The sequence below is a fragment of the Cellulomonas wangsupingiae genome, assembly GCF_024508275.1.
GTDB classification, from domain to species: domain Bacteria; phylum Actinomycetota; class Actinomycetes; order Actinomycetales; family Cellulomonadaceae; genus Cellulomonas; species Cellulomonas wangsupingiae.
Genome location: NZ_CP101989.1, coordinates 206,013 through 223,538 on the forward strand (window position 1 = coordinate 206,013; position 17,526 = coordinate 223,538).

The 17,526-nt window shown below is 74.0% G+C and carries 20 protein-coding genes; 11 read left to right on the forward strand and 9 right to left on the reverse strand.

What is annotated here, in order from left to right; all coding sequences use genetic code 11:
- Window positions 1-11: 11 nt before the first annotated feature.
- From NP075_RS00910 to NP075_RS00930, 5 genes are all read left to right on the forward strand, one after another.
- Entirely contained in the window at window positions 12-530 is a 519-nt protein-coding gene (locus NP075_RS00910; RefSeq protein ID WP_227563833.1) for a MarR family winged helix-turn-helix transcriptional regulator, read from the forward strand.
- 36 nt (window positions 531-566) lie between these two features.
- Window positions 567-1,325, forward strand: coding sequence for a MerR family transcriptional regulator (locus NP075_RS00915; RefSeq protein WP_227563834.1), 759 nt, complete (start codon window positions 567-569; stop codon window positions 1,323-1,325).
- A gap of 19 nt (window positions 1,326-1,344) precedes the next feature.
- Window positions 1,345-1,707 carry a hypothetical protein gene (locus NP075_RS00920; RefSeq protein WP_227563835.1) on the forward strand — a complete coding sequence of 121 codons (363 nt, stop codon included), beginning with the start codon at window positions 1,345-1,347 and terminating at the stop codon, window positions 1,705-1,707.
- Window positions 1,708-1,916: 209 nt separating this feature from the next.
- Window positions 1,917-2,486, forward strand: coding sequence for a small multidrug efflux protein (locus NP075_RS00925; protein ID WP_227563836.1), 570 nt, complete (start codon window positions 1,917-1,919; stop codon window positions 2,484-2,486).
- Window positions 2,487-2,591: 105 nt separating this feature from the next.
- Entirely contained in the window at window positions 2,592-3,236 is a 645-nt protein-coding gene (locus tag NP075_RS00930) for a hypothetical protein (RefSeq protein ID WP_227563837.1), read from the forward strand.
- A 61-nt stretch (window positions 3,237-3,297) separates the two neighbouring features.
- Here NP075_RS00930 and NP075_RS00935 read toward each other — a convergent pair whose 3' ends face one another.
- Together NP075_RS00935 and NP075_RS00940 are read right to left on the reverse strand one after the other, a co-directional pair.
- A complete protein-coding gene (locus NP075_RS00935; RefSeq protein ID WP_227563838.1) occupies window positions 3,298-3,684 on the reverse strand; it encodes a GNAT family N-acetyltransferase in 387 nt (128 codons plus the stop codon).
- Between the two features lie 613 nt (window positions 3,685-4,297).
- Entirely contained in the window at window positions 4,298-5,479 is a 1,182-nt protein-coding gene (locus tag NP075_RS00940) for a hypothetical protein (protein ID WP_227563839.1), read from the reverse strand.
- 689 nt (window positions 5,480-6,168) lie between these two features.
- Here NP075_RS00940 and NP075_RS00945 point away from each other — a divergent pair.
- From NP075_RS00945 to NP075_RS00955, 3 genes are read left to right on the forward strand one after another with little or no spacing between them, the layout of a single operon-like run.
- Window positions 6,169-6,621, forward strand: coding sequence for a VOC family protein (locus NP075_RS00945; protein ID WP_227563840.1), 453 nt, complete (start codon window positions 6,169-6,171; stop codon window positions 6,619-6,621).
- Window positions 6,618-7,595 carry a class A beta-lactamase gene (gene bla / locus NP075_RS00950; protein WP_227563841.1) on the forward strand — a complete coding sequence of 326 codons (978 nt, stop codon included), beginning with the start codon at window positions 6,618-6,620 and terminating at the stop codon, window positions 7,593-7,595. Before NP075_RS00945 ends, bla begins: the two co-directional genes overlap by 4 nt.
- A gap of 11 nt (window positions 7,596-7,606) precedes the next feature.
- Window positions 7,607-8,692, forward strand: coding sequence for a DNA glycosylase AlkZ-like family protein (locus NP075_RS00955; protein ID WP_227563842.1), 1,086 nt, complete (start codon window positions 7,607-7,609; stop codon window positions 8,690-8,692).
- 97 nt (window positions 8,693-8,789) lie between these two features.
- Here NP075_RS00955 and NP075_RS00960 read toward each other — a convergent pair whose 3' ends face one another.
- Both NP075_RS00960 and NP075_RS00965 read right to left on the reverse strand, forming a co-directional pair.
- Entirely contained in the window at window positions 8,790-9,656 is an 867-nt protein-coding gene (locus NP075_RS00960) for a metal-dependent hydrolase (protein WP_207340217.1), read from the reverse strand.
- Between the two features lie 278 nt (window positions 9,657-9,934).
- The gene (locus NP075_RS00965; protein ID WP_207340218.1) at window positions 9,935-10,309 is read right to left on the reverse strand and encodes an ArsR/SmtB family transcription factor; all 375 of its coding nucleotides are present in this window, start codon (window positions 10,307-10,309) and stop codon (window positions 9,935-9,937) included.
- A 100-nt stretch (window positions 10,310-10,409) separates the two neighbouring features.
- On the opposite strand from NP075_RS00965, the gene arsM reads away from it, so the two are divergent.
- Window positions 10,410-11,195 carry an arsenite methyltransferase gene (gene arsM, locus NP075_RS00970; RefSeq protein WP_207340219.1) on the forward strand — a complete coding sequence of 262 codons (786 nt, stop codon included), beginning with the start codon at window positions 10,410-10,412 and terminating at the stop codon, window positions 11,193-11,195.
- 114 nt (window positions 11,196-11,309) lie between these two features.
- On the opposite strand, the gene NP075_RS00975 is transcribed toward arsM, so the two are convergent.
- The 4 genes from NP075_RS00975 to NP075_RS00990 form a co-directional block, all read right to left on the reverse strand.
- On the reverse strand, window positions 11,310-11,729 hold the full coding sequence (locus NP075_RS00975) for an arsenate reductase ArsC (protein ID WP_207340220.1): 420 nt from the start codon (window positions 11,727-11,729) through the stop codon (window positions 11,310-11,312).
- A 16-nt stretch (window positions 11,730-11,745) separates the two neighbouring features.
- Entirely contained in the window at window positions 11,746-12,762 is a 1,017-nt protein-coding gene (locus NP075_RS00980; RefSeq protein WP_207340221.1) for a metalloregulator ArsR/SmtB family transcription factor, read from the reverse strand.
- Window positions 12,759-13,856: an ACR3 family arsenite efflux transporter gene (arsB, locus tag NP075_RS00985; protein WP_207340222.1), complete on the reverse strand. Its 1,098-nt coding sequence runs from the start codon at window positions 13,854-13,856 to the stop codon at window positions 12,759-12,761. The genes NP075_RS00980 and arsB overlap by 4 nt, the downstream gene beginning before the upstream one ends.
- A 115-nt stretch (window positions 13,857-13,971) precedes the next feature.
- Window positions 13,972-14,454: a hypothetical protein gene (locus NP075_RS00990; protein WP_207340223.1), complete on the reverse strand. Its 483-nt coding sequence runs from the start codon at window positions 14,452-14,454 to the stop codon at window positions 13,972-13,974.
- Window positions 14,455-14,590: 136 nt separating this feature from the next.
- Between NP075_RS00990 and NP075_RS00995 the strand changes: the two genes are divergently transcribed.
- Entirely contained in the window at window positions 14,591-15,358 is a 768-nt protein-coding gene (locus NP075_RS00995) for an alpha/beta hydrolase (RefSeq protein WP_227563843.1), read from the forward strand.
- A 176-nt stretch (window positions 15,359-15,534) separates the two neighbouring features.
- Here the strand turns inward: NP075_RS00995 and NP075_RS01000 are convergent, their stop codons facing one another.
- Window positions 15,535-16,272 carry an alpha/beta fold hydrolase gene (locus NP075_RS01000; protein WP_227563844.1) on the reverse strand — a complete coding sequence of 246 codons (738 nt, stop codon included), beginning with the start codon at window positions 16,270-16,272 and terminating at the stop codon, window positions 15,535-15,537.
- A 90-nt stretch (window positions 16,273-16,362) separates the two neighbouring features.
- On the opposite strand from NP075_RS01000, the gene NP075_RS01005 reads away from it, so the two are divergent.
- Window positions 16,363-17,334, forward strand: a complete 972-nt coding sequence (locus tag NP075_RS01005; RefSeq protein WP_227563845.1) for a helix-turn-helix transcriptional regulator — start codon at window positions 16,363-16,365, stop codon at window positions 17,332-17,334.
- Window positions 17,335-17,526 lie beyond the last annotated feature (192 nt).

Below are 17,526 nucleotides of genomic sequence, written 5' to 3' on the forward strand. Positions count from 1 at the left end.
ACGTCGGGGCCGTGACGGACGACGCGCAGGAACCGGACGGCGACCAGCCGCGCCCGGGTGACTGCGCGCCCCCCGGGGGCACCGCGGGACGGCCCCGACCCGACCGGAACCGTCCCTCCGAGCCGTCCGAGGAGCTGCTCGAGCTCCTGCACGACGTGCTGCGCACCGTCCGCCGGGACGCCGCCGAGCGCCTCGGCGACGACATCACCCCCGGTCAGCTCCGCCTGCTGCGCACCCTCGACCGGTGCGACCGGCCGCGCCGCCTCGGGGAGCTGGCCGTCGCCCTCGACGTCGCGCCCCGCTCCGTGACGTCGAAGGTCGACCAGGCCGAGCAGGACGGCTGGGTCCGGCGCGTCCCCGACCCCGACGACCGCCGCGCGACGCTCGTCGAGCTCACCGACGCCGGCCACGACCTGCTCGACCGCATGTCCGCACGCCGCCACGAGGGCGCCCGCGCGCGGCTCGAGGTGCTCGACGACGACGAGCAGCGCACGCTGCTGGACCTGCTGCGGCGGGTAGCCCGCGACTGACAGACTTCGGCACCGCCGGCGGACGAGGAGCGCACCATGGCCTGGAGCACCAGCGAGCTCGCCGACCTGGCGGGGACGACCGTCAACACCATCCGGCACTACCACCGGCTCGGGCTGCTCGCCGAGCCCGACCGCCGGTACAACGGGTACAAGAAGTACGGCGTGCCGCACCTGGTGCGCCTGCTGCGGATCCGGCGCCTCGCCGAGCTGGGCGTGCCGCTCTCAGAGGTCGACCGCGTGGCCGACAGCGCGGGCACGGCGGATCGGCTGCGCGAGGTGGACGCCGACCTCGCCGCGAAGATCGAGCAGCTGCAGCAGGCGCGGGGCGAGATCGCCGCGATCCTGAGCAACAACGCACCGCCCGACGTACCCGCGGGGTTCGCGTCGGTGGCGGAGCACCTCTCCGAGGTCGACAGGTCGGTGATCCACATCTACTCCAAGCTCTACGACGAGCGCGCGCTGGCCGACCTGCGGGACATGGTCCAGGAGGACGCCGAGCTCGGCGACAACGACAAGGAGTTCGAGGCGCTGCCGCCCGACGCGGACGAGCCGACGCGCCAGCGCGCCGCCGAGCAGCTCGCGCAGGGCATCGCGCGCAACCTCGTCGACTACCCGTGGCTCACCGACCCTGCGGCGCACCAGGCGAAGAGCGGGCCCGTGGTGCAGGAGACGTTCGTCGAGGCCGTGACGGCGCTGTACAACCCGGCACAGCGTGACGTCCTGACGCGAGCCGCCCTCCTCGGGTACCAGATCGCGCAGGAGGTCCTGGCGGCGCGCGGCGACGCCGACGGCTGAACCTCCTACTGTTCGGGAGGTGGATCGTCTTCACGGGCAGTGGCCCGACGTGGCGGCAGTACTTGCGTCGCTCGATGCGGTCGAGCGCCGTCGCGTCGCAGCGCGGGCGGCGGCTCACGCGCTCGAGGTCGTGGACCTCGGCACGCCTGAGGGTGACGAGCAGGCGGTCACCGCCCAGCTTCAGCAGCTCGACGTCATCGCCTGGCAGGTCCAGGACGATGACACGGCGCCCGCGGGCGCCTACGAGACCGCCTTCCGCAGGGCGCGAGCGGTCAACGCCTACGCACTGTCGCGCTTCGGAGGGAGTCCTGACGACGCGCTCTACGAAGCTCTCCACGCTCTGGGTGCGCCGAGCGATGCCGGCTCCGTGCTGGACCTGTAGCTGACCGAGCCCAGGGACTCGGGTACCGCCCTGGAGTGACAGGCCAGGCCGGGGTCATGCGGGCCTGTCGCCACACCCCGGTGAAGTGCGCGTCCGCGAGCTTCGACCGTGCCCGCCCACCCACCCCTTGACCCTGTTCCGAGAACACGGTGTCTCCTCGGGTCGTGATCGAGAACCGCTCGATCCACGACTCGCAAGGAGACGACATCATGACCCCGTTGCAGGAGCTCATCGTCAGGTTCCAGGAGCTCGTGGCCCAGGTGCCCGAGTTCTTCCAGCCCTTCATCATCATGCTCGCCGCCGCCGTCCCGTTCGTCGAAGGGGAGCTCGGCGCGATGGTCGGGCTCGTCGGCGGGCTGAACCCGGCCGTCGCGGGCGTCGCCGCCGCCACCGGCAACTTCCTGTCCGTGGCGCTCGTGGTGGCGCTCACCGGACGGGCCCGCACGGCCGTCGTCCACCGGACGCGCGTGAAGGCGACCGTCGGCGGCCCGGCCACCCCGGACGTCCACGCGGTCGACGGGTTCGCCGAACCGGAGCCCGCCCAGCCGCTGTCGAAGGGGCGCCAGCGCGTCCTCACGTGGCTCAACCGCTTCGGCGTCCCCGGGGCGAGCATCCTCGGTCCGTTCGCGATCCCGACGCAGTTCACCGCGGCGATCCTCGTCGCCGGCGGGAGCCCTCGCCGTTGGGTCCTGCTCTGGCAGGCCGTGGCCATCGTGCTGTGGACGACCCTGACCACGGTGGGGCTCTGGCTCGCGCTCACCCACGTCGTGGGGGTCTGACGGCATGAGACCCCGGATCGAGACCTCGCAGCGATGTCGCCGTCGCGGCCCCTGTGGCCGCGGCGGCACCCGCACACCCGAACCGGAGGACAACGAGGAGGACCCATGACACGCAGGACCGCGACGGTGCAGCCCGGCGACGGGCACGCGCTGACGCCCTACCGCCCCTGGCACCTGCTCACCCGCTCCCTGTTCCACCTGCACCTGACGGACCCGGCCGGCGCGCCGCGCACCTGGTCCGTCGACGTCCGGCACGGCGGTGACGACGACGGCGAGGCGCGGGCCGAGCTCTACGTCGACGGTCTGCACCACGCCACCGCGAAGCTCCCCGCGGCGTTCGGAGTGCCGGACGGCACCATCGAGGTCGCGGCCAGCGGGTACGGGCTGCGACGCATCCACCACGTGCGGCACGACGGGTCGGTGCGCCAGCTCGTGCCCGACCCGGCCACGGCCGAGGGGTGGCGTGCCCGCCTGGACCGGAACCACCCGGCGGTGAGCCGCGCGCTGGCGCTCGCGTCGGTGAGCGTGCTGCTCGTCGCGCTCGTGCTCGGCGCCCCACAGATCGTCGAGCAGCTCACCGCGATCCCGCCCGTGGCGCAGGTCATCGGCCCGTGGACCGGCCCGTTCCGCCTGTCGGAGACGGCGAACATCGCGCTCGTGGTCGCGACGATCGCCGCGAGCACGGAGCGCGCGCTGCGGCTGCGCTACAGCCGGTTCCTCGACGGCGGGTTCTTCAGCGGCGGCGAGTAGCGCCCGGACCGCCCGCCCGGCTGGACTCCGGCCGGACTCATCGGCTCACTCAGGGCTCCGCTCACTCACTGCCCTGCACGGCACGCCTGACGAGGGTCATGTCGGCGCGGGCAGGCCGGCGGAACGATCCGCCCTCGGCGAGGTAGTCGTCGCCGTGCGTCGCGAGGTGGCGTGCGAAGAGCGGGCAGACCGGCACGACCGTCAGGCCCTCCCGCGCGCTGTCCGCCAGTGCCTCGCGCAGCAGCAGACCGGCGAGACCGCGGCCCCCGAAGCGCGGATCGACCTCGGTGTGGAAGAAGACCCGCTCGTGGGACTCCGGCCCTTCCAGGAAGTCGGCCCTGCCGACGCGTTCGCCGGCCACGCTCACGGTGTAGGCGCTCACCGGCTCGGCGCGTTCGAGCGCGATCGTCACGGGGGTGCCGGTGCGGTCCACGAGCTCGCGAGTCATCTGGCTGTCCCTTCGGAGGCGGGGCAGGCCGGTCGGTTCAGGTGTCGAGATGTACGGCAGTTGACCAGCTCCGAGCGTCGTTCCTTGACCAGCCAGCCGTCCCGGGGCTCTCGGTTGGTCAAACTATCCGCCGGGTTGCTGCGCGTCATGGTGCTGCCGCCCGCCGAGGCGAGAGAGGGATCGACCGGCGGGTGGGACGGCCGGATCGGTCGCGCCGGACGCAGTGACCCGAGCCCCGGGGTGGCGACACTCCGGATACGAGGGTTGTGTCGTCGCCGCGCTGACGTCCGACGTAGTGGACCAGGTGCGGCACAGGGCGTTGGTCACCGTGGAAGACCTCCGTCATGGGATCCGCCACAGCGCTGACCTGCTGCATCATGACCTTGAAAGTAGCCGCCCGGAAGCAACAATGGCCAGGGGGGAACGACGCTGGCGGGTCCCTTACGCAGCCTCGCCATCTGCGAAGGATCGCGACGCCGACCATTCCTGCGGATGAGGTTCAGAAACTCACGTTCGAGGAGGGGCGGGTCTGCGACTCCGCGGAGGTGCTCCTAATGCTGTGAGCAAGGCCTGCGCCACAGTATGGCCCGTAAGTGCAGCAGTCCCGACTGAGTCACGCTGTTGCTCGGGCCCGGTCGAGGTTCGCGGCGATCCGGTCGGGGATCGGGGCAGTCCCGCATGCGGTGGCGTACTGCTCGAGCAGGGCGAGTTCAGCAGCGGTGTCCTTGTTCGCGCGCAGGATCATCCCGAGCTGCGTAGTGGGCCACTGCTCCGGGGCCCCACCCCTCACGCGAGCTTCTGCTTCCGCAGCGGTCACGCACCGTTCGAGGAGTGCAGCAGCCTCGGCGATGCTGCCGTTCTTCTTGAGCTGGGTCACGACCGGCTTGCGGATCGTCCAGTGCTCACCGTCGAACGACCCGGCGGCGCGCGCGGTGGCTTCCAGCTGATGCTTCGCGGCCTTCTCCTGCTCTCGCGCCCGGCGCGCTTCGGCCTTGGCCGCCTGTTCGGCCTCGGCTGCGATCCGCTCGGCACGGTTGTCGCGTTCACGCCCGGAAGCACCGTGCTCGAGCGTGACACGCGAACGCCAGGTGCCGTCCTCGGCGGTTGCCCAGATGCGTGCGCCGATGACCGCGACGTTGCCCCGACCGATGCGTGCCACGGAGTTGGAGACCATCGACGCGTTCGCGGCTCCGACGTACCCGACCGGTTCGCCGAAGACTTCCACCCGGACCCGCCCCCGTCCTTCGGGCAGCAGGCGCGCCTTCTGGAACGTCTCACCACCTTCGAGGTACCCGATGTGGTGGAAGATCCGTGCGATCTGCGCACGGTGGAGGTGCTCGTCGTCGACCTCGATGGGCCCCCACGACTGGCCTCGCTCGACCTCGCGCAGGTCGTCGTTCCACCCGCGCGCCGGTACGCGCGCGGCAGCGTTGACCTCATCACGGGCGCGTTGCGCCACCTGGGCTGCCTCGTCACGGGCGCGCTGGACCTGCGCGGGTGGGATCAACCCCGACAGGGCCTTGAGCGTCATCCCTCGCGCGCCGGCCGGAAGGCCGATCGCCCCGACGACGACGCTCGCCGGCCCGTCGAGCCCCGGTGCGATCGCCCACTGCCCGACCTGCGGCTCCTGAGCAAACGGCCACAGGTACGCGTACCCACTCTCGGGGGAGAAGTGGCGCAGCGGGTCCGGTGCGGTGAGCTCACGGAATGCGACAACGACCACCTGCTGGGCTCGGCCGGTGGTGGGCGGCGTGGTCGTGGCGGTCTTCCCGAACAGCTTGCTCCAGAACCCCATGGGCACAGTGTGACGGTCGGGTCACGCTCGCGGGGCGGGGTTGCTCAGATAGCACCCGTTCAGCATTTAGGCAGCCGTCCACACCAGACATTCCCGGTTTTTCGTACTGCCGCTAGGACGCGAAAGACGGATCGCGCTCGGCTTCAGCGAGACGGCGATCTCCCGCTGCTCGACGGTGAGAGCCTCGAGATCCCTCCGTCGCAGGAGGTCGCCATTCGCACGTCGCACCCAATGACGACCAGCACCGTCGCGAAACTCGACTTCCAGCACCACGCCGTCACTTAGGGCACCCCGGTTGGGTACCCGCATCACTTCCTGAGAGCGAGGGTTCGGCTCCGGGGGGAAGGATCGAATGGAACCAGGACCCTCGCAGATCAGACTCTTCCCTCTGTCCGCGTCACGCACAAGGGGAACGTTCAAAGTACCGCACCGCGACGTCGTAGATCGCAGCATTCGAACTGTTGAAGACGCCGTGACCTGCGCCGAGGGCTCACCGAACCCCGTGTTGTCTCAACAGGCTCAACACCCACCACCCGCCGAGCGCGGTACTCAGCCGCCGAGCGCGGGGGAAACGAGTACCGCGCTCGGCGGTCGACCACCGCGCTGGGCGGGGGGGTGGCGGGCGGGCGAACCCGCCGGGAGGGGTGGTTCCGTGCAGGTGTCGGCCCCCGGTGCCACCATCGGGGGCCATGAGCGACGACACCTTCGGCACGATCCCGCCCGGTGAGCACGTCTCCAGCGGTGCGCCCCGCCTGCGCGCCACGTCGATCACCATCGGCACCCCGCGTCCGCACGAGGCCGCGCAGTTCTACGCGCGGCTGCTCGGAGGGCGGATCACCGCGCTCGACGAGGCGGCGCCGGACGAACCGCACGGCATCATGTGGGCGATGGTCAAGCCCATGCCGGGGGAAGTGGGCATGACCATCAACCTTGAGCACGAGCGTGAGTGGAGCCCACCGGTGTGGCCCGCGCGCCCCGGCGAGCAGCGCTCGACCCAGCACCTGGACATCCAGGTCGACGACCTGCCGGCGGCCGTCGCGTGGGCGCTGGAGTGCGGTGCCCGGGAGGCGTCGCCCCAGCCGCAGGACGACGTCCGGGTCATGCTCGACCCGGACGGCCACCCGTTCTGCCTGTTCCTGTGAGCGACTCGACCAGTCGTCCGCCGACGCGCCGCACCGTGCTCGGGTTGGGCCTCGTCGCCCTCGCGGCCGCGTGCGCCCCGGCCGGCCCCGACGCGGGCATGACGCCGTCGCCCACCCGCGCGCCCACCGCGTCGCCGACTCCCTCACCCACGCCGCCGCCGCTGGACCTCACCGCCGCGCTCGCGGACGTCGAGGCGCGCCACGGCGTGCGCCTCGGTCTGCACGCGCTCGACACCGCGCAGGGCGGCACGGTGAGTCACCGCCCGGACGAGCGGTTCGCGTTCTGCTCGACCTTCAAGCCGCTGGCCGCGGCCGCCGTGCTCGCGACGCGAGGCGTCGGCGGGCTGGAGGAGGTCGTCCCCGTCACCGCGGACGACCTCGTGTGGTACTCGCCGCTCGCGGAGGCCCGGGTCGGCGCCGGCATGACGTGGCGCGAGCTGGGCGACGCCGCCGTCCGGTACAGCGACAACGCCGCGGGCAACCTCCTCCTGCGCGGCGCGGGTGGGCCGCAAGGGTTGACGGCCTGGCTGCGGGGGGCCGGCGACGACGTCACGCGCAGCGACCGCTGGGAGCCGGACCTCAGCCGGTACACCCCCGGCGACGAGCGCGACACGAGCACGCCCCGCGCGCTCGCTGGGACGTACGGGGCACTCGTCCTCGGGGACGTGCTCGCGGCCCCCGAGCGCGACGTGCTCACCGACTGGCTCGTCCGCAACACCACGGGCGACGCGCTCGTGCGGGCCGCCGCACGGCCCGGGTGGACGGTCGGGGACAAGACGGGGTCGGGCGCGTACGGCACCCGCAACGACGTCGCGGTCGTCTGGCCGGGCGCGCCCGGGACACCGGACGGCACGCCGGTCGTCCTCGCCATCTGCACCGACCGGCCGGACCCGGACGCCGACAGAGCCGACGCGCCGCTGGCCGAGGCTGCCCGGATCGTGCTCGACGCGCTCGTCGGGGCGCGGACGCGGTGACCGCCCCGGCCGTGACCGTCCCGCAGGCGCTCGCCTGGCGGCTGCGACGGCACGGCCTCCTGGAGGCCGGGCCGACCACGGCCGAGGACGTCGTGGGCGGCCTCGTGGCGGTCGCCGCGCAGTCCGACGTCGACCTCGCGGTGCGGACGCGGCAGGCGGCGCCCACGGCAGGGGAGGTCGCCGCGGCGCTCGCGGACGGCCGGCTGATCCGGACGTTCACCTTCCGCGGCAGCGTGCACGTCATGACGCCGGACGACGCCGCGGTGCACCTGGCGGTCCGGGGCTCCGGGCGGCAGTGGGAGCTGCGGAGCTGGCGCGAGCACTACGGCCTCGAGCCGCAGGACTGGCCGGCCTTCCGTGCGACCGTCCGCGAGGTCCTGGACGACGGCCCGCTCACGCACGACGAGCTGGTCGCAGCGCTCACCGCGCGGCCCGCGTACCGGCACCTCGGGCCGGCGGTCGAGGGCGGGGCGTGGACGCTGCTCAAGGCGCTCGCCTGGCAGGGTGACCTCTGCCTGGGACCCACCCGCGACCGTCGCACGACGCTGCAGACGCTCGCGCACGTCCCCGGGTGGCCGGGCGTCCCGGACCTCGACGGCGCCGGGCCTCGCGCGGTCGAGGCGTACGTCCGGGCGTACGGCCCGACGACGCCTGACGGTCTGCAGTACTGGCTCGGCAGCGGGCTGAGTGCGGGCCGCAGGCTGGCGGGGTGGACGTCCGACGTGGCCGACCGGCTCGCGACCGTGCAGGTCGGCGGCCGCGACGCGCTGGTGCTGCGCGAGGACGTCGACGACCTCCTTGCCACCGAGCCCACCGACGCGGTGCGTTTGCTGCCCGGGTACGACCAGTGGGTGCTCGGCCCCGGCACGGCGGACCGCGACGTCGTCCCTCCCGCGTGGCGGACCGCGGCGACCCGCGGGACGCCGCTGGTGGTCGTCGGCGGCGTGGTCGTCGGGACGTGGGCCGAGCGCGACGGCGACCTGACCGTGCGGTGGGCGCACGAGGGCCCGGCGGCCCGGCGCGCGCTCGACGACGGCGTCGACCGGCTGGCGGTGGGCCTCGGTCGTCCGCTGCGGGTCACCGTCGAGGCGGGGTAGCGCGAGCGGGCCGACCTGCCAGGGACGGCGGGTCGGCCCCCGGGTGCGGTGTCACGGGCGCCCACTGTCGACGGTGGCGCCGGTGGCCGCAGGCCCGTCAGCCCGGGAGCGGCGCCGTGCCGATGACCGCGGCCGTCGCGACCACGGCACCGGCGAGCTCGACGACACGGCCGAGGACCGCGTCCGCGTCGTAGCCCAGCGAGGTCAGGGTGCCGGCGGCCACCGCGGTGGTGACCCCGTACGTCGCGTACAGCCCGACCGGTACGACCATCAGCCACTCGCGCCACGACCCGGCCGACCCCAGCACGGGCAGTGCGACGTTGCCGCCCGAGCGCCACACGTCGCGCAGCACCGGGGTGCGTCGCCACCAGCGCGGCGGGCGCGGCTCCCACGGCCACAGCAGCGGCACCCCGCCCGTGGTGAGCAGGTCCCCGACGACGTGCACGCTCGCCCCGAGCCCGACGGCCACCGGCAGCCACGTCCACTCCGTCGGCGCGGCGACGGTGACGAACCCGGCCAGGGCGAGGGCCAGCGCCCACGCGTGCAGGCGTCGGTTCCCCCCGAGCCGCAGCGCCTGCGCCGCGAACGCCACCAGCAGCAGCGACAGCACCCCGGCCCCGAGCGCGAGCTCGCCCAGCGCCTCGGTGTCGACGGTCAGGTGCCCGGCCGCCCACGCGACACCGGTGAGCACCGCGACGCCCAGCAGCGAGTGCGTGCCGTTGCGGTGCCCGCCCGCGACGGCGCCGACGGCGTCGCACACCCACTGCGAGACCGGCGGCAGCGAGTTCGCGATCGTCGCGTCGTGGTGGTCGGCGTCCGGGGCGAGCGCGGCACCCGCGCACACGAGCGCGCCGGCCACGACGCCCAGCGGCGACACCGGGTACCACCCGAGGGTGTACGGCGCGGTGGAGGCGACCGCGACCCACGCGGCCGCCCCGCACGCGGCGTGGTGCGCCCCCATCATCGTGCGGCCGGTCCCGTCGCGTCCGTGCGGCGGGGCGGGACGGTGGCGGCGAGCACGCGGACCTCCGGTGCAGGTCAAGGGGGTGGGTGACGCCCCACCTCAGCCGTTCGGGTGACCAGCGTCAAACGCCCGGTGTGTCCCACCGGGGCGTGTCCCACACCGGCACGCTGCCACGCCCGGCGGGTGCGGCCACCGTGCACGCCTCGGGTCGCGCCCGGCCTCCTGGGTCGCGGGCTACGTCGTCGGTGACGTCGGGAGCGCGGACCGGTGCAGCGTCGTCATGCGTCGACCGCGTCGAGCAGGTGCGCACCGAGGTGGGCGGTGAGCGCCCGGACCGCGTCGGGGACGAGGGTGTAGTACGACCAGACCCCGCGCTTCTCCCGGGTGACGAAGCCGGCGTCGGTGAGCACCTTGAGGTGGTGGGACACCGTCGGCTGCGACAGCCCGACCGGCTCGGTGAGGTCGCACACGCACGCCTCGCCGCCGTCGTGGGCGGCGATGAGCGACAGCAGCCGCAGCCGCGCCGGGTCGGCCAGGGCCTTGAGCGTGCGGGCGGTGCGCTCGGCGTCCTCGGCGCTCATCGTCGAGCCGGTGGCGGGGCTGCAGCAGCCCGTCGACGCGGTCGAGGTCACCGGGAGCAGGTCGAGAGCCATGCAGGCATCATGCGCCACGCATTGACGCCTGTCGATGTTGACAGCCGTCGATGCCTGGTCCACTCTCGGGTATCGACGGGCATCAATATGAGGAGAAGTGATGGCACAGGACATCCGGGAGCAGGTCCGGGCGCGCTACGCGCTGGCAGCCGTGCAGGGCAGCGGGGACGCGGGCTGCTGCGGCGGGGACCCGGTCGGGGGGTGCGGGCCGACGGACGGGCCGACGGACCTGGTGATCGACGAGCGGTTCGGCGCCGCGCTGTACGGGGCGCAGGACGCGGCGGCGGTGCCGGCCGAGGCGCTGGCGGCGTCCCTGGGCTGCGGCAACCCGCTGATGGTCGCCGAGCTGCGCGAGGGTGAGCGGGTGCTCGACCTGGGCTCGGGCGGCGGGATCGACGTGCTGCTGTCCGCCCGGCGGGTCGGAGCGACCGGGTTCGCCTACGGCGTCGACATGACCGACGAGATGCTGGACCTGGCCCGCGCCAACGCGGCCAAGGCCGGTGCGACGAACGTGGAGTTCCGCAAGGGCACGATCGAGGACCTCCCGCTGGACGACGCGACGGTCGACGTCGTCATCTCCAACTGCGTGGTGAACCTGTCCCCGGACAAGCCGGCGGTGCTGGCCGAGGCGTTCCGGGTGCTGGTGCCCGGCGGCCGGTTCGGGATCTCGGACGTCGTCGCCGAGGACCATCTCACTCCCGAGCAGCGCGCCGAGCGCGGGTCCTACGTCGGGTGCATCGCCGGGGCGCTGTCGCGCACCGAGTACCTCGAGGGCCTGGCGGCGGCGGGGTTCGTCGACGCCGAGGTCGAGTTCACCCACACCGTGGCCGACGGCATGCACGGCGCGATCGTGCGCGCCCGCAAGCCCGCACCCCAGGACGCGTGATCGACGGCGGTTCACCAGCGCGAGCCGCCCCCGGGCGTGGCCGGTCCCGCTGCCCGGCGCGAACCGGACGCGAGGGCCGCACCCACCCGGGGTGCGGCCTTCGCCGCGTCCGCGTCAGGCGGTGACGGGCTCCACGCCGAGCTCGGCGAGCAGGGCCAGGACGCGGCCGCGGATCTCGTCGCGGATCGGGCGGACCGCCTCGATGCCCTGGCCGGCCGGGTCGGCCAGGGCCCAGTCCTCGTACCGCGTGCCGGGGAAGATCGGGCAGACGTCGCCGCAGCCCATGGTGACGACGACGTCGGACGCCTCGACCGCGTCGGCGGTGAGGACCTTGGGGCGCTCGGCCCGGATGTCGATGCCCTCCTCGAGCATCGCCTCCACGGCGACCGGGTTGATCTTCTCGGCGGGCAGGGACCCGGCGGAGCGGACCTCGACGGCCCCGCCGGACAGGTGCCGCAGGTACCCCGCAGCCATCTGGGAGCGGCCGGCGTTGTGCACGCAGACGAACAGGGCGGACGGCTTGGTGTCGCTCATCGGGTCTCCACGGGGGTCACGTGCTGGGCAGGGTCAGGTCGGGCAGCAGGTCGGTGAGCAGCGCGCGGACGCGCCGGTCGATCTCGTCGCGGATCGCGCGGACGCCGGCCTCGGAGGCGAGGGCCGGGTCGCCGACGACCCAGTCCTCGTACCGCTTGCCGGGCAGGACCGGGCAGGTGTCGCCGCAGCCCATGGTGATGACGACGTCCGCCGCCCGGACGGCGTCGTCGGTCAAGGGCTTGGGGAACGCGTCGTCGTCCGCGCCGAGCTCGGCCAGCAGCGGGCGGACCGCGGCGTGCACGTCCGCGGCGGGCGTCGACCCGGCGGAGCGGACGGTGACGGCGTCGCCGGCGTGGTGGCGCAGCAGGGCGGCGGCGAGCTGGGAGCGGCCCGCGTTGGCGACGCACACGAACAGCACCTGCGGGCGGGTGCCCGCGGCGTCCAGCGACCGGGCGGTGTCGGTCAGCCGCTGGCGGGCGAAGCGCTCGGCGTTGACGACCAGGTGCGAGCGGAGCGCCGAGGACCGGGCCAGACCGGTGTAGGACTCGCGGACCACGCTGAGCACCGCCCCGGGGTCGCGGTCGGGGAAGGTCGCGACGAGCCGGTCGGCGATCCGCACCAGGGCGTCCTCGGCGTCGGTGAGGCCGGCCAGCGGCACCGCGGTCGCGGCCTGCGCCGCGGCCGGGGCGAAGGAGTCCAGCAGCGTGGTGACCGCACCGCGCAACGCCGGCTGCACGCGGTAGTACACCCAGGTCCCGCGGCGCTCGGACGTCAGCAGGCCGACGTCCTTGAGCAGCCTGAGGTGGTGGGACACCGTCGGCTGGGAGACGTCGGCGACCGTGGCCAGGTCGCACACGCACGCCTCACCGGTCGGCGTGGCGGCGATGAGCGACAGCATCCGCAGGCGCAGCGGGTCACCCAGCGCCTTGAGGGTGGCGGCGACGTGGGCCGCGGCGTCGGCTCCCATCGCGCGGTCGGCGGGCGAGGTCTGCGGTGTGCAGCCACCGCCCGCGGTGACGTCGGTCGTCGTCATGAGCGTGCCTCCTGCGGCTCGGCGGCGGAGGGGGAGGTCGGGGAGGGCGGGAACCAGCGGTCCCGCGCCCAGAGGCTGACGTAGACCAGCGCGACCAGGACCGGGACCTCGATCAGCGGACCGACCACACCGGCCAGCGCCTGGCCCGAGGTCGCGCCGAACGTCCCGATCGCCACCGCGATCGCGAGCTCGAAGTTGTTGCCCGCGGCGGTGAACGCCAGCGTCGTCGACCGCGCGTAGCCCAGCCCGAGGCCACGCCCGGCGGCCAGGCCCACGGCCCACATGACCCCGAAGTAGACCAGCAGCGGCAGCGCGATCCGGGCGACGTCGAGCGGTCGCGACGTGACGGCCTCACCCTGCAGGGCGAACAGCAGCACGATCGTGAACAGCAGCCCGTACAGCGCCCACGGACCCACCCGCGGGACGAACCGCTCCTCGTACCAGTCGCGCCCGCGCGCCCGCTCACCGATCCACCGGGAGGCGAAGCCGGCGAGCAGCGGGATGCCGAGGAACACGGCGACGTTGACCGCGATCTGCCCGACGGAGACGTCCAGGCCCGCGGAGTCCAGACCCAGCCAGCCCGGCAGCACCGTGAGGTAGAACCAGCCCAGCAGCGAGAACGCCACCACCTGGAACACCGAGTTGACCGCGACCAGCACCGCGGCGGCCTCACGGTCGCCGCAGGCGAGGTCGTTCCAGATCACGACCATCGCGATGCACCGTGCGAGGCCCACGACGATCAGCCCGGTGCGGTACTCGGGCAGGTCGGGCAGCAGCAGCCAGGCGAGCGCGAACATCAGCGCCGGCCCGACGACCCAGTTCAGCGCGAGCGAGCTCACCAGCAGGCGCCTGTCACCCGTCACCGCGGCGACCCGGTCGTAGCGGACCTTCGCGAGCACCGGGTACATCATCACGAGCAGCCCGAGCGCGATCGGCAGGGAGATGCCCCCGACCTCGAGGCGTGCGAGCCCGTCACCGAGAGCGGGGACGAACCTGCCCAGCACCAGGCCGGCGACCATGGCCGTCCCGATCCAGGCCGGCAGCCAGCGGTCGAGCATCGAGAGGCGCGGCCTCCCGTCGGCTTGGTTCGACATGGCTCTATATTGACAGAGATCAAACCAACGCCGCGCGAACGCGGGATGACGAGTCGTCGTCCCGCGTGCGCACCGCGGCCGGGTCAGCGGACCCGGGCGAGCCGGCGGCGGTCGGCTACCGCGCTGCGCGGGCGGGTGCGGGCCGGCGTGCGGCCAGCACCACCGCGGCGACGGCGGCGCAGGACGCGACGCCCGCGACGACGCGCAGCGCGACACCCGTCGACGAGTGCACGCCACCGGACACCCCGAGCTCGTCGGCCACGGTCATGCCCGTCGAGAACGTCACGACGAACCCGACCGGCCCTCCGAGCGCGAGCAGGACCAGGTAGGCGGCAGCCACCGCGCGGGCGGGCGGGCGCAGCCGTGCGACCAGCACCACGCCGACGGCCGGCAGCAGGACGCCGAGCGCCACCGCGACGAGCACGAGCGTCCGCGCGGACCGCCAGTCGCTCCCGGCCAGCGCGTGCTCCAGCTCGGCGGGGGTGAGCCAGGGGGCCGCGGCCCGTGGGTCGAGCACCAGGGCGTCGACGCCGAGCAGGACGGCGTAGCCGGCGACGAGCACGCTGCCGGCCAGCGCGATCACGGTCCGAGCAGCCACGCCCGGACGGTAGGCGCGACCGCGCCGTCGGGGCGTCCTCCCGTGGTCGGACGCCTGTCCGCGGCACGCGCGGAGGTCCCGGGCTACGGTCGGACCAGGCCCACACGAGGACCAGGCCACGGAAGGACCACCGGCGATGGCGCTGCTGACCTGTCACTTCTTCTCCGAGGCGCTTGGGGTGAGCACGGCCGCGACCGTGCTGCTGCCCGAGTCGGCGCGCGGCCAGATCGGCATGGGTGGCGCCGACGTCGAGGGTCCGCCGCCCGTGCTGTACCTGCTGCACGGGCTCTCGGACGACGAGACGATCTGGACGCGCCGCACGTCGATCGAGCGGTACGTCGCCGAGCGAGGGATCGCGGTCGTCATGCCGCGTGGTGGCCGGTCGATGTACGCGGACGAGGTGCACGGCGGCGGGTACTGGACGTTCCTGTCGCAGGAGCTGCCGCGGGCCGTGCAGCAGTTCTTCCGTGTCTCCGACCGCCGCGAGGACACGTTCGTCGCCGGCCTGTCGATGGGTGGGTACGGCGCGTTCAAGTGGGCGCTGCGCGAGCCGTGGCGGTTCGCGGCGGCGGCGAGCCTGTCGGGGGCGCTGGTCGTCGGCGGGGAGCGGGCGCGGTTCGTGCGCGACGAGCTCGTGCCGCACGTGTGGGGCGGCGCCGACCCCGCGGGCACCGACGACGACCTGCTCGCCCTGCTCGACCGCGCCGATCCGGCCACGCTGCCCGCGCTGTACGCGACCTGCGGTGCGCAGGACGAGCTGCTCGACACGCAGCACGCGTTCGTCGAGCGGGCTGCGGCGCGGGGCGTCGACGTGGAGGCGCACGTGCACCCGGGTGACCACGACTGGGCGTTCTGGGACGAGCACATCGTGAACGTCCTCGACTGGCTCCCGCTGCGGCGGTGAGCGGGAGGCGCCTGCTGCCGCGGAGGGCCCTGGTGCCCGGCGGCCAGCTCAGATCGGATCCAGCACCGGTCGGGCTCTCGGACTCGTCGACGGCGCGAACCCCGTGAGGTGAACACGCCGCCGAGGTCGGTGCGCTCGCCAGCAGGCCCGACGTAGGCCGGCCCAGCCCGGCCCGCCTACCCGGCGACCGACCCCAGCACCTCGGCGAGCTCCGCCGGTCGGCTCACCATCGGCCAGTGCCACGTCGGCAGCTCGACGTACGTCCAGTCGCCCTCGACCATGTGCGCGAACAGCGGCACGTGCCGCGCCATCTCGCGCACCTGCTCGACGCCGAAGGTGCACAGCACCCCGTTACGGGGCAGCCGCTCCCACGCGCCCGTCAGCGTGACCGGCTCGGTGGCGGTCCGCCAGGGCTGCGGCTGCGAGCCGGCGACGAGCGCGGCGACGGCGGCGTCGTCGACCTCGGGGACGCCGGCGGCGAGCACGGCCCACGGCGGCGGCGGGAGCCTCCAACCGTCGCCGTCGGTCATGACGACGCGCTCGTTGGCCGAGCGGGCCTCCGGCCCGTCGAAGTCGGCCTGGGCCGTGCCGTCCGGCAACGGGCCCGTGTCGACGTACACCAGGCGGGCCACGCGCTCCGGCGCGCGGTCGGCGGCGCCGGTGATGACGAGCCCGCCGTAGCTGTGACCCACGAGCACGACGTCCTGCAGGTCCTGCTCCTCCAGCAGCCGCACGACGTCGTCGACGTGGGTCGTCAGATCGGTCGCGGGCGTGGCGAGGTGGGCGCGCTCGCCCATGCCGGTGAGGTCGACGGCGTGCACGACGTGGCCCTGCTCCCGCAGCGCGTCCGCGACGCTGCGCCAGGCCGAGGCGCCGAGCCAGAAGCCGGGGACGAGGACGTAGGTGGTGGTCATGACCGCGACGCTAGTGTTCATTGTGGACAGGATCCGCCCGGTATGCAGAACGAGTCCGACGGGTCACCGCCCGCGGTGCGGAGGAGGCTCGTGACCCGCCCGACCGCTCGCGTCCTCGCGATGCTCGAGCTGCTCCAGACGGGCAGGCAGCGCACGGTGGCCGACCTCGCCGCCGTGCTCGGCGTCGACGAGCGCACGGTCCGCCGCTACGCCGACCACCTCGCCGACCTCGGCATCCCCGTCGAGTCGCAGCGCGGCCGGTACGGCGGGTACCGGCTCGCGCCCGGCCACAAGCTGCCGCCGCTGATGCTCACGGACGACGAGGCCGTGGCCGTCGTCCTGGGTCTCACGCTCGCGGAGCGTGCAGGCCTCGCCACCACCGGCAGCGTGGCGGCCGCCGGCGCGCTGGCCAAGGTGACGCGCGTCCTGCCGCGGGCCCTGAGCGGACGGATCGAGAGCCTGCTGTCGACCGCGCAGTTCACGGCGCCGGTCCGTGCTGCCGTGCCCGCCGGCACGGACACGCTCCTGCGTCTGGCCTCCGCCGCGCAGGCGCGCCGCACCGTCGCGATCGCGTACACCGCCTGGGACGGCCGGGAGTCGCGACGTGAGCTCGACGTCTACGGCGTGGTCCTGCACTCCGGCCGCTGGTACGTCACCGGGCTGGACCACGGTCGCGGCGAGGTGCGGACGTTCCGCCTGGACCGCATCGCCTCGGTCGGGCAGGCAGACGGCTCCTACGACGTGCCCGCCGACTTCGACGCGGGCGCGCAGGTGGTGGCGGGCATCGGGGCCGTGCGGTGGTCGCACGAGGTCGCCGTCGTGCTGCGGACCACCCTGGCGGAGGCGCGCGAGCAGCTGCCGGCCAGCGTGGGGCGCCTGAGCGAGCACGCCGACGGTGTCCTGCTCGAGGCGCGCGCGGAGCGCCTCGACGGCATGGCCCGCATGCTGGCCGGGCTCGGCTGGGACTTCGAGGTGGTGACCCCGGACGCGCTGCGGGACGAGATAGCGGTCCTGGCGGACCGCCTCCGGGCCGCTGCGGCACGCCGCGCCGCGCGTCCCTGAACCGCATCGCTCCCCGGCGGCGAGGTGCTGACCTGGACGGATGTCCACGGACCGGGCACGAGCCGACGGCGTGGCCGGGTCGTCGGTGGCCTGCGGCCCGCCCTTGACGAATCCTCCTGTTCGCGTAGGTTAGGCGAGCCTCACTTAGGCAGTCCTCACCACGCGTCCGTCCGCGGCACGCGTCCGTCCAGG

Excerpts from the sequence above, each read along its gene's own strand:
- NP075_RS00915 (WP_227563834.1), top strand. The coding sequence starts at position 567 with ATGGCCTGGAGCACCAGCGAGCTCGCCGACCTGGCGGGGACGACCGTC.
- NP075_RS00925 (WP_227563836.1), top strand. The coding sequence starts at position 1,917 with ATGACCCCGTTGCAGGAGCTCATCGTCAGGTTCCAGGAGCTCGTGGCC.
- NP075_RS00930 (WP_227563837.1), top strand. The coding sequence starts at position 2,592 with ATGACACGCAGGACCGCGACGGTGCAGCCCGGCGACGGGCACGCGCTG.
- NP075_RS00935 (WP_227563838.1), bottom strand. The coding sequence starts at position 3,684 with ATGACTCGCGAGCTCGTGGACCGCACCGGCACCCCCGTGACGATCGCG.
- NP075_RS00940 (WP_227563839.1), bottom strand. The coding sequence starts at position 5,479 with ATGGGGTTCTGGAGCAAGCTGTTCGGGAAGACCGCCACGACCACGCCG.
- NP075_RS00945 (WP_227563840.1), top strand. The coding sequence starts at position 6,169 with ATGAGCGACGACACCTTCGGCACGATCCCGCCCGGTGAGCACGTCTCC.
- NP075_RS00960 (WP_207340217.1), bottom strand. The coding sequence starts at position 9,656 with ATGATGGGGGCGCACCACGCCGCGTGCGGGGCGGCCGCGTGGGTCGCG.
- NP075_RS00965 (WP_207340218.1), bottom strand. The coding sequence starts at position 10,309 with ATGGCTCTCGACCTGCTCCCGGTGACCTCGACCGCGTCGACGGGCTGC.
- arsM (WP_207340219.1), top strand. The coding sequence starts at position 10,410 with ATGGCACAGGACATCCGGGAGCAGGTCCGGGCGCGCTACGCGCTGGCA.
- NP075_RS00975 (WP_207340220.1), bottom strand. The coding sequence starts at position 11,729 with ATGAGCGACACCAAGCCGTCCGCCCTGTTCGTCTGCGTGCACAACGCC.
- NP075_RS00980 (WP_207340221.1), bottom strand. The coding sequence starts at position 12,762 with ATGACGACGACCGACGTCACCGCGGGCGGTGGCTGCACACCGCAGACC.
- arsB (WP_207340222.1), bottom strand. The coding sequence starts at position 13,856 with ATGTCGAACCAAGCCGACGGGAGGCCGCGCCTCTCGATGCTCGACCGC.
- NP075_RS00995 (WP_227563843.1), top strand. The coding sequence starts at position 14,591 with ATGGCGCTGCTGACCTGTCACTTCTTCTCCGAGGCGCTTGGGGTGAGC.
- NP075_RS01000 (WP_227563844.1), bottom strand. The coding sequence starts at position 16,272 with ATGACCACCACCTACGTCCTCGTCCCCGGCTTCTGGCTCGGCGCCTCG.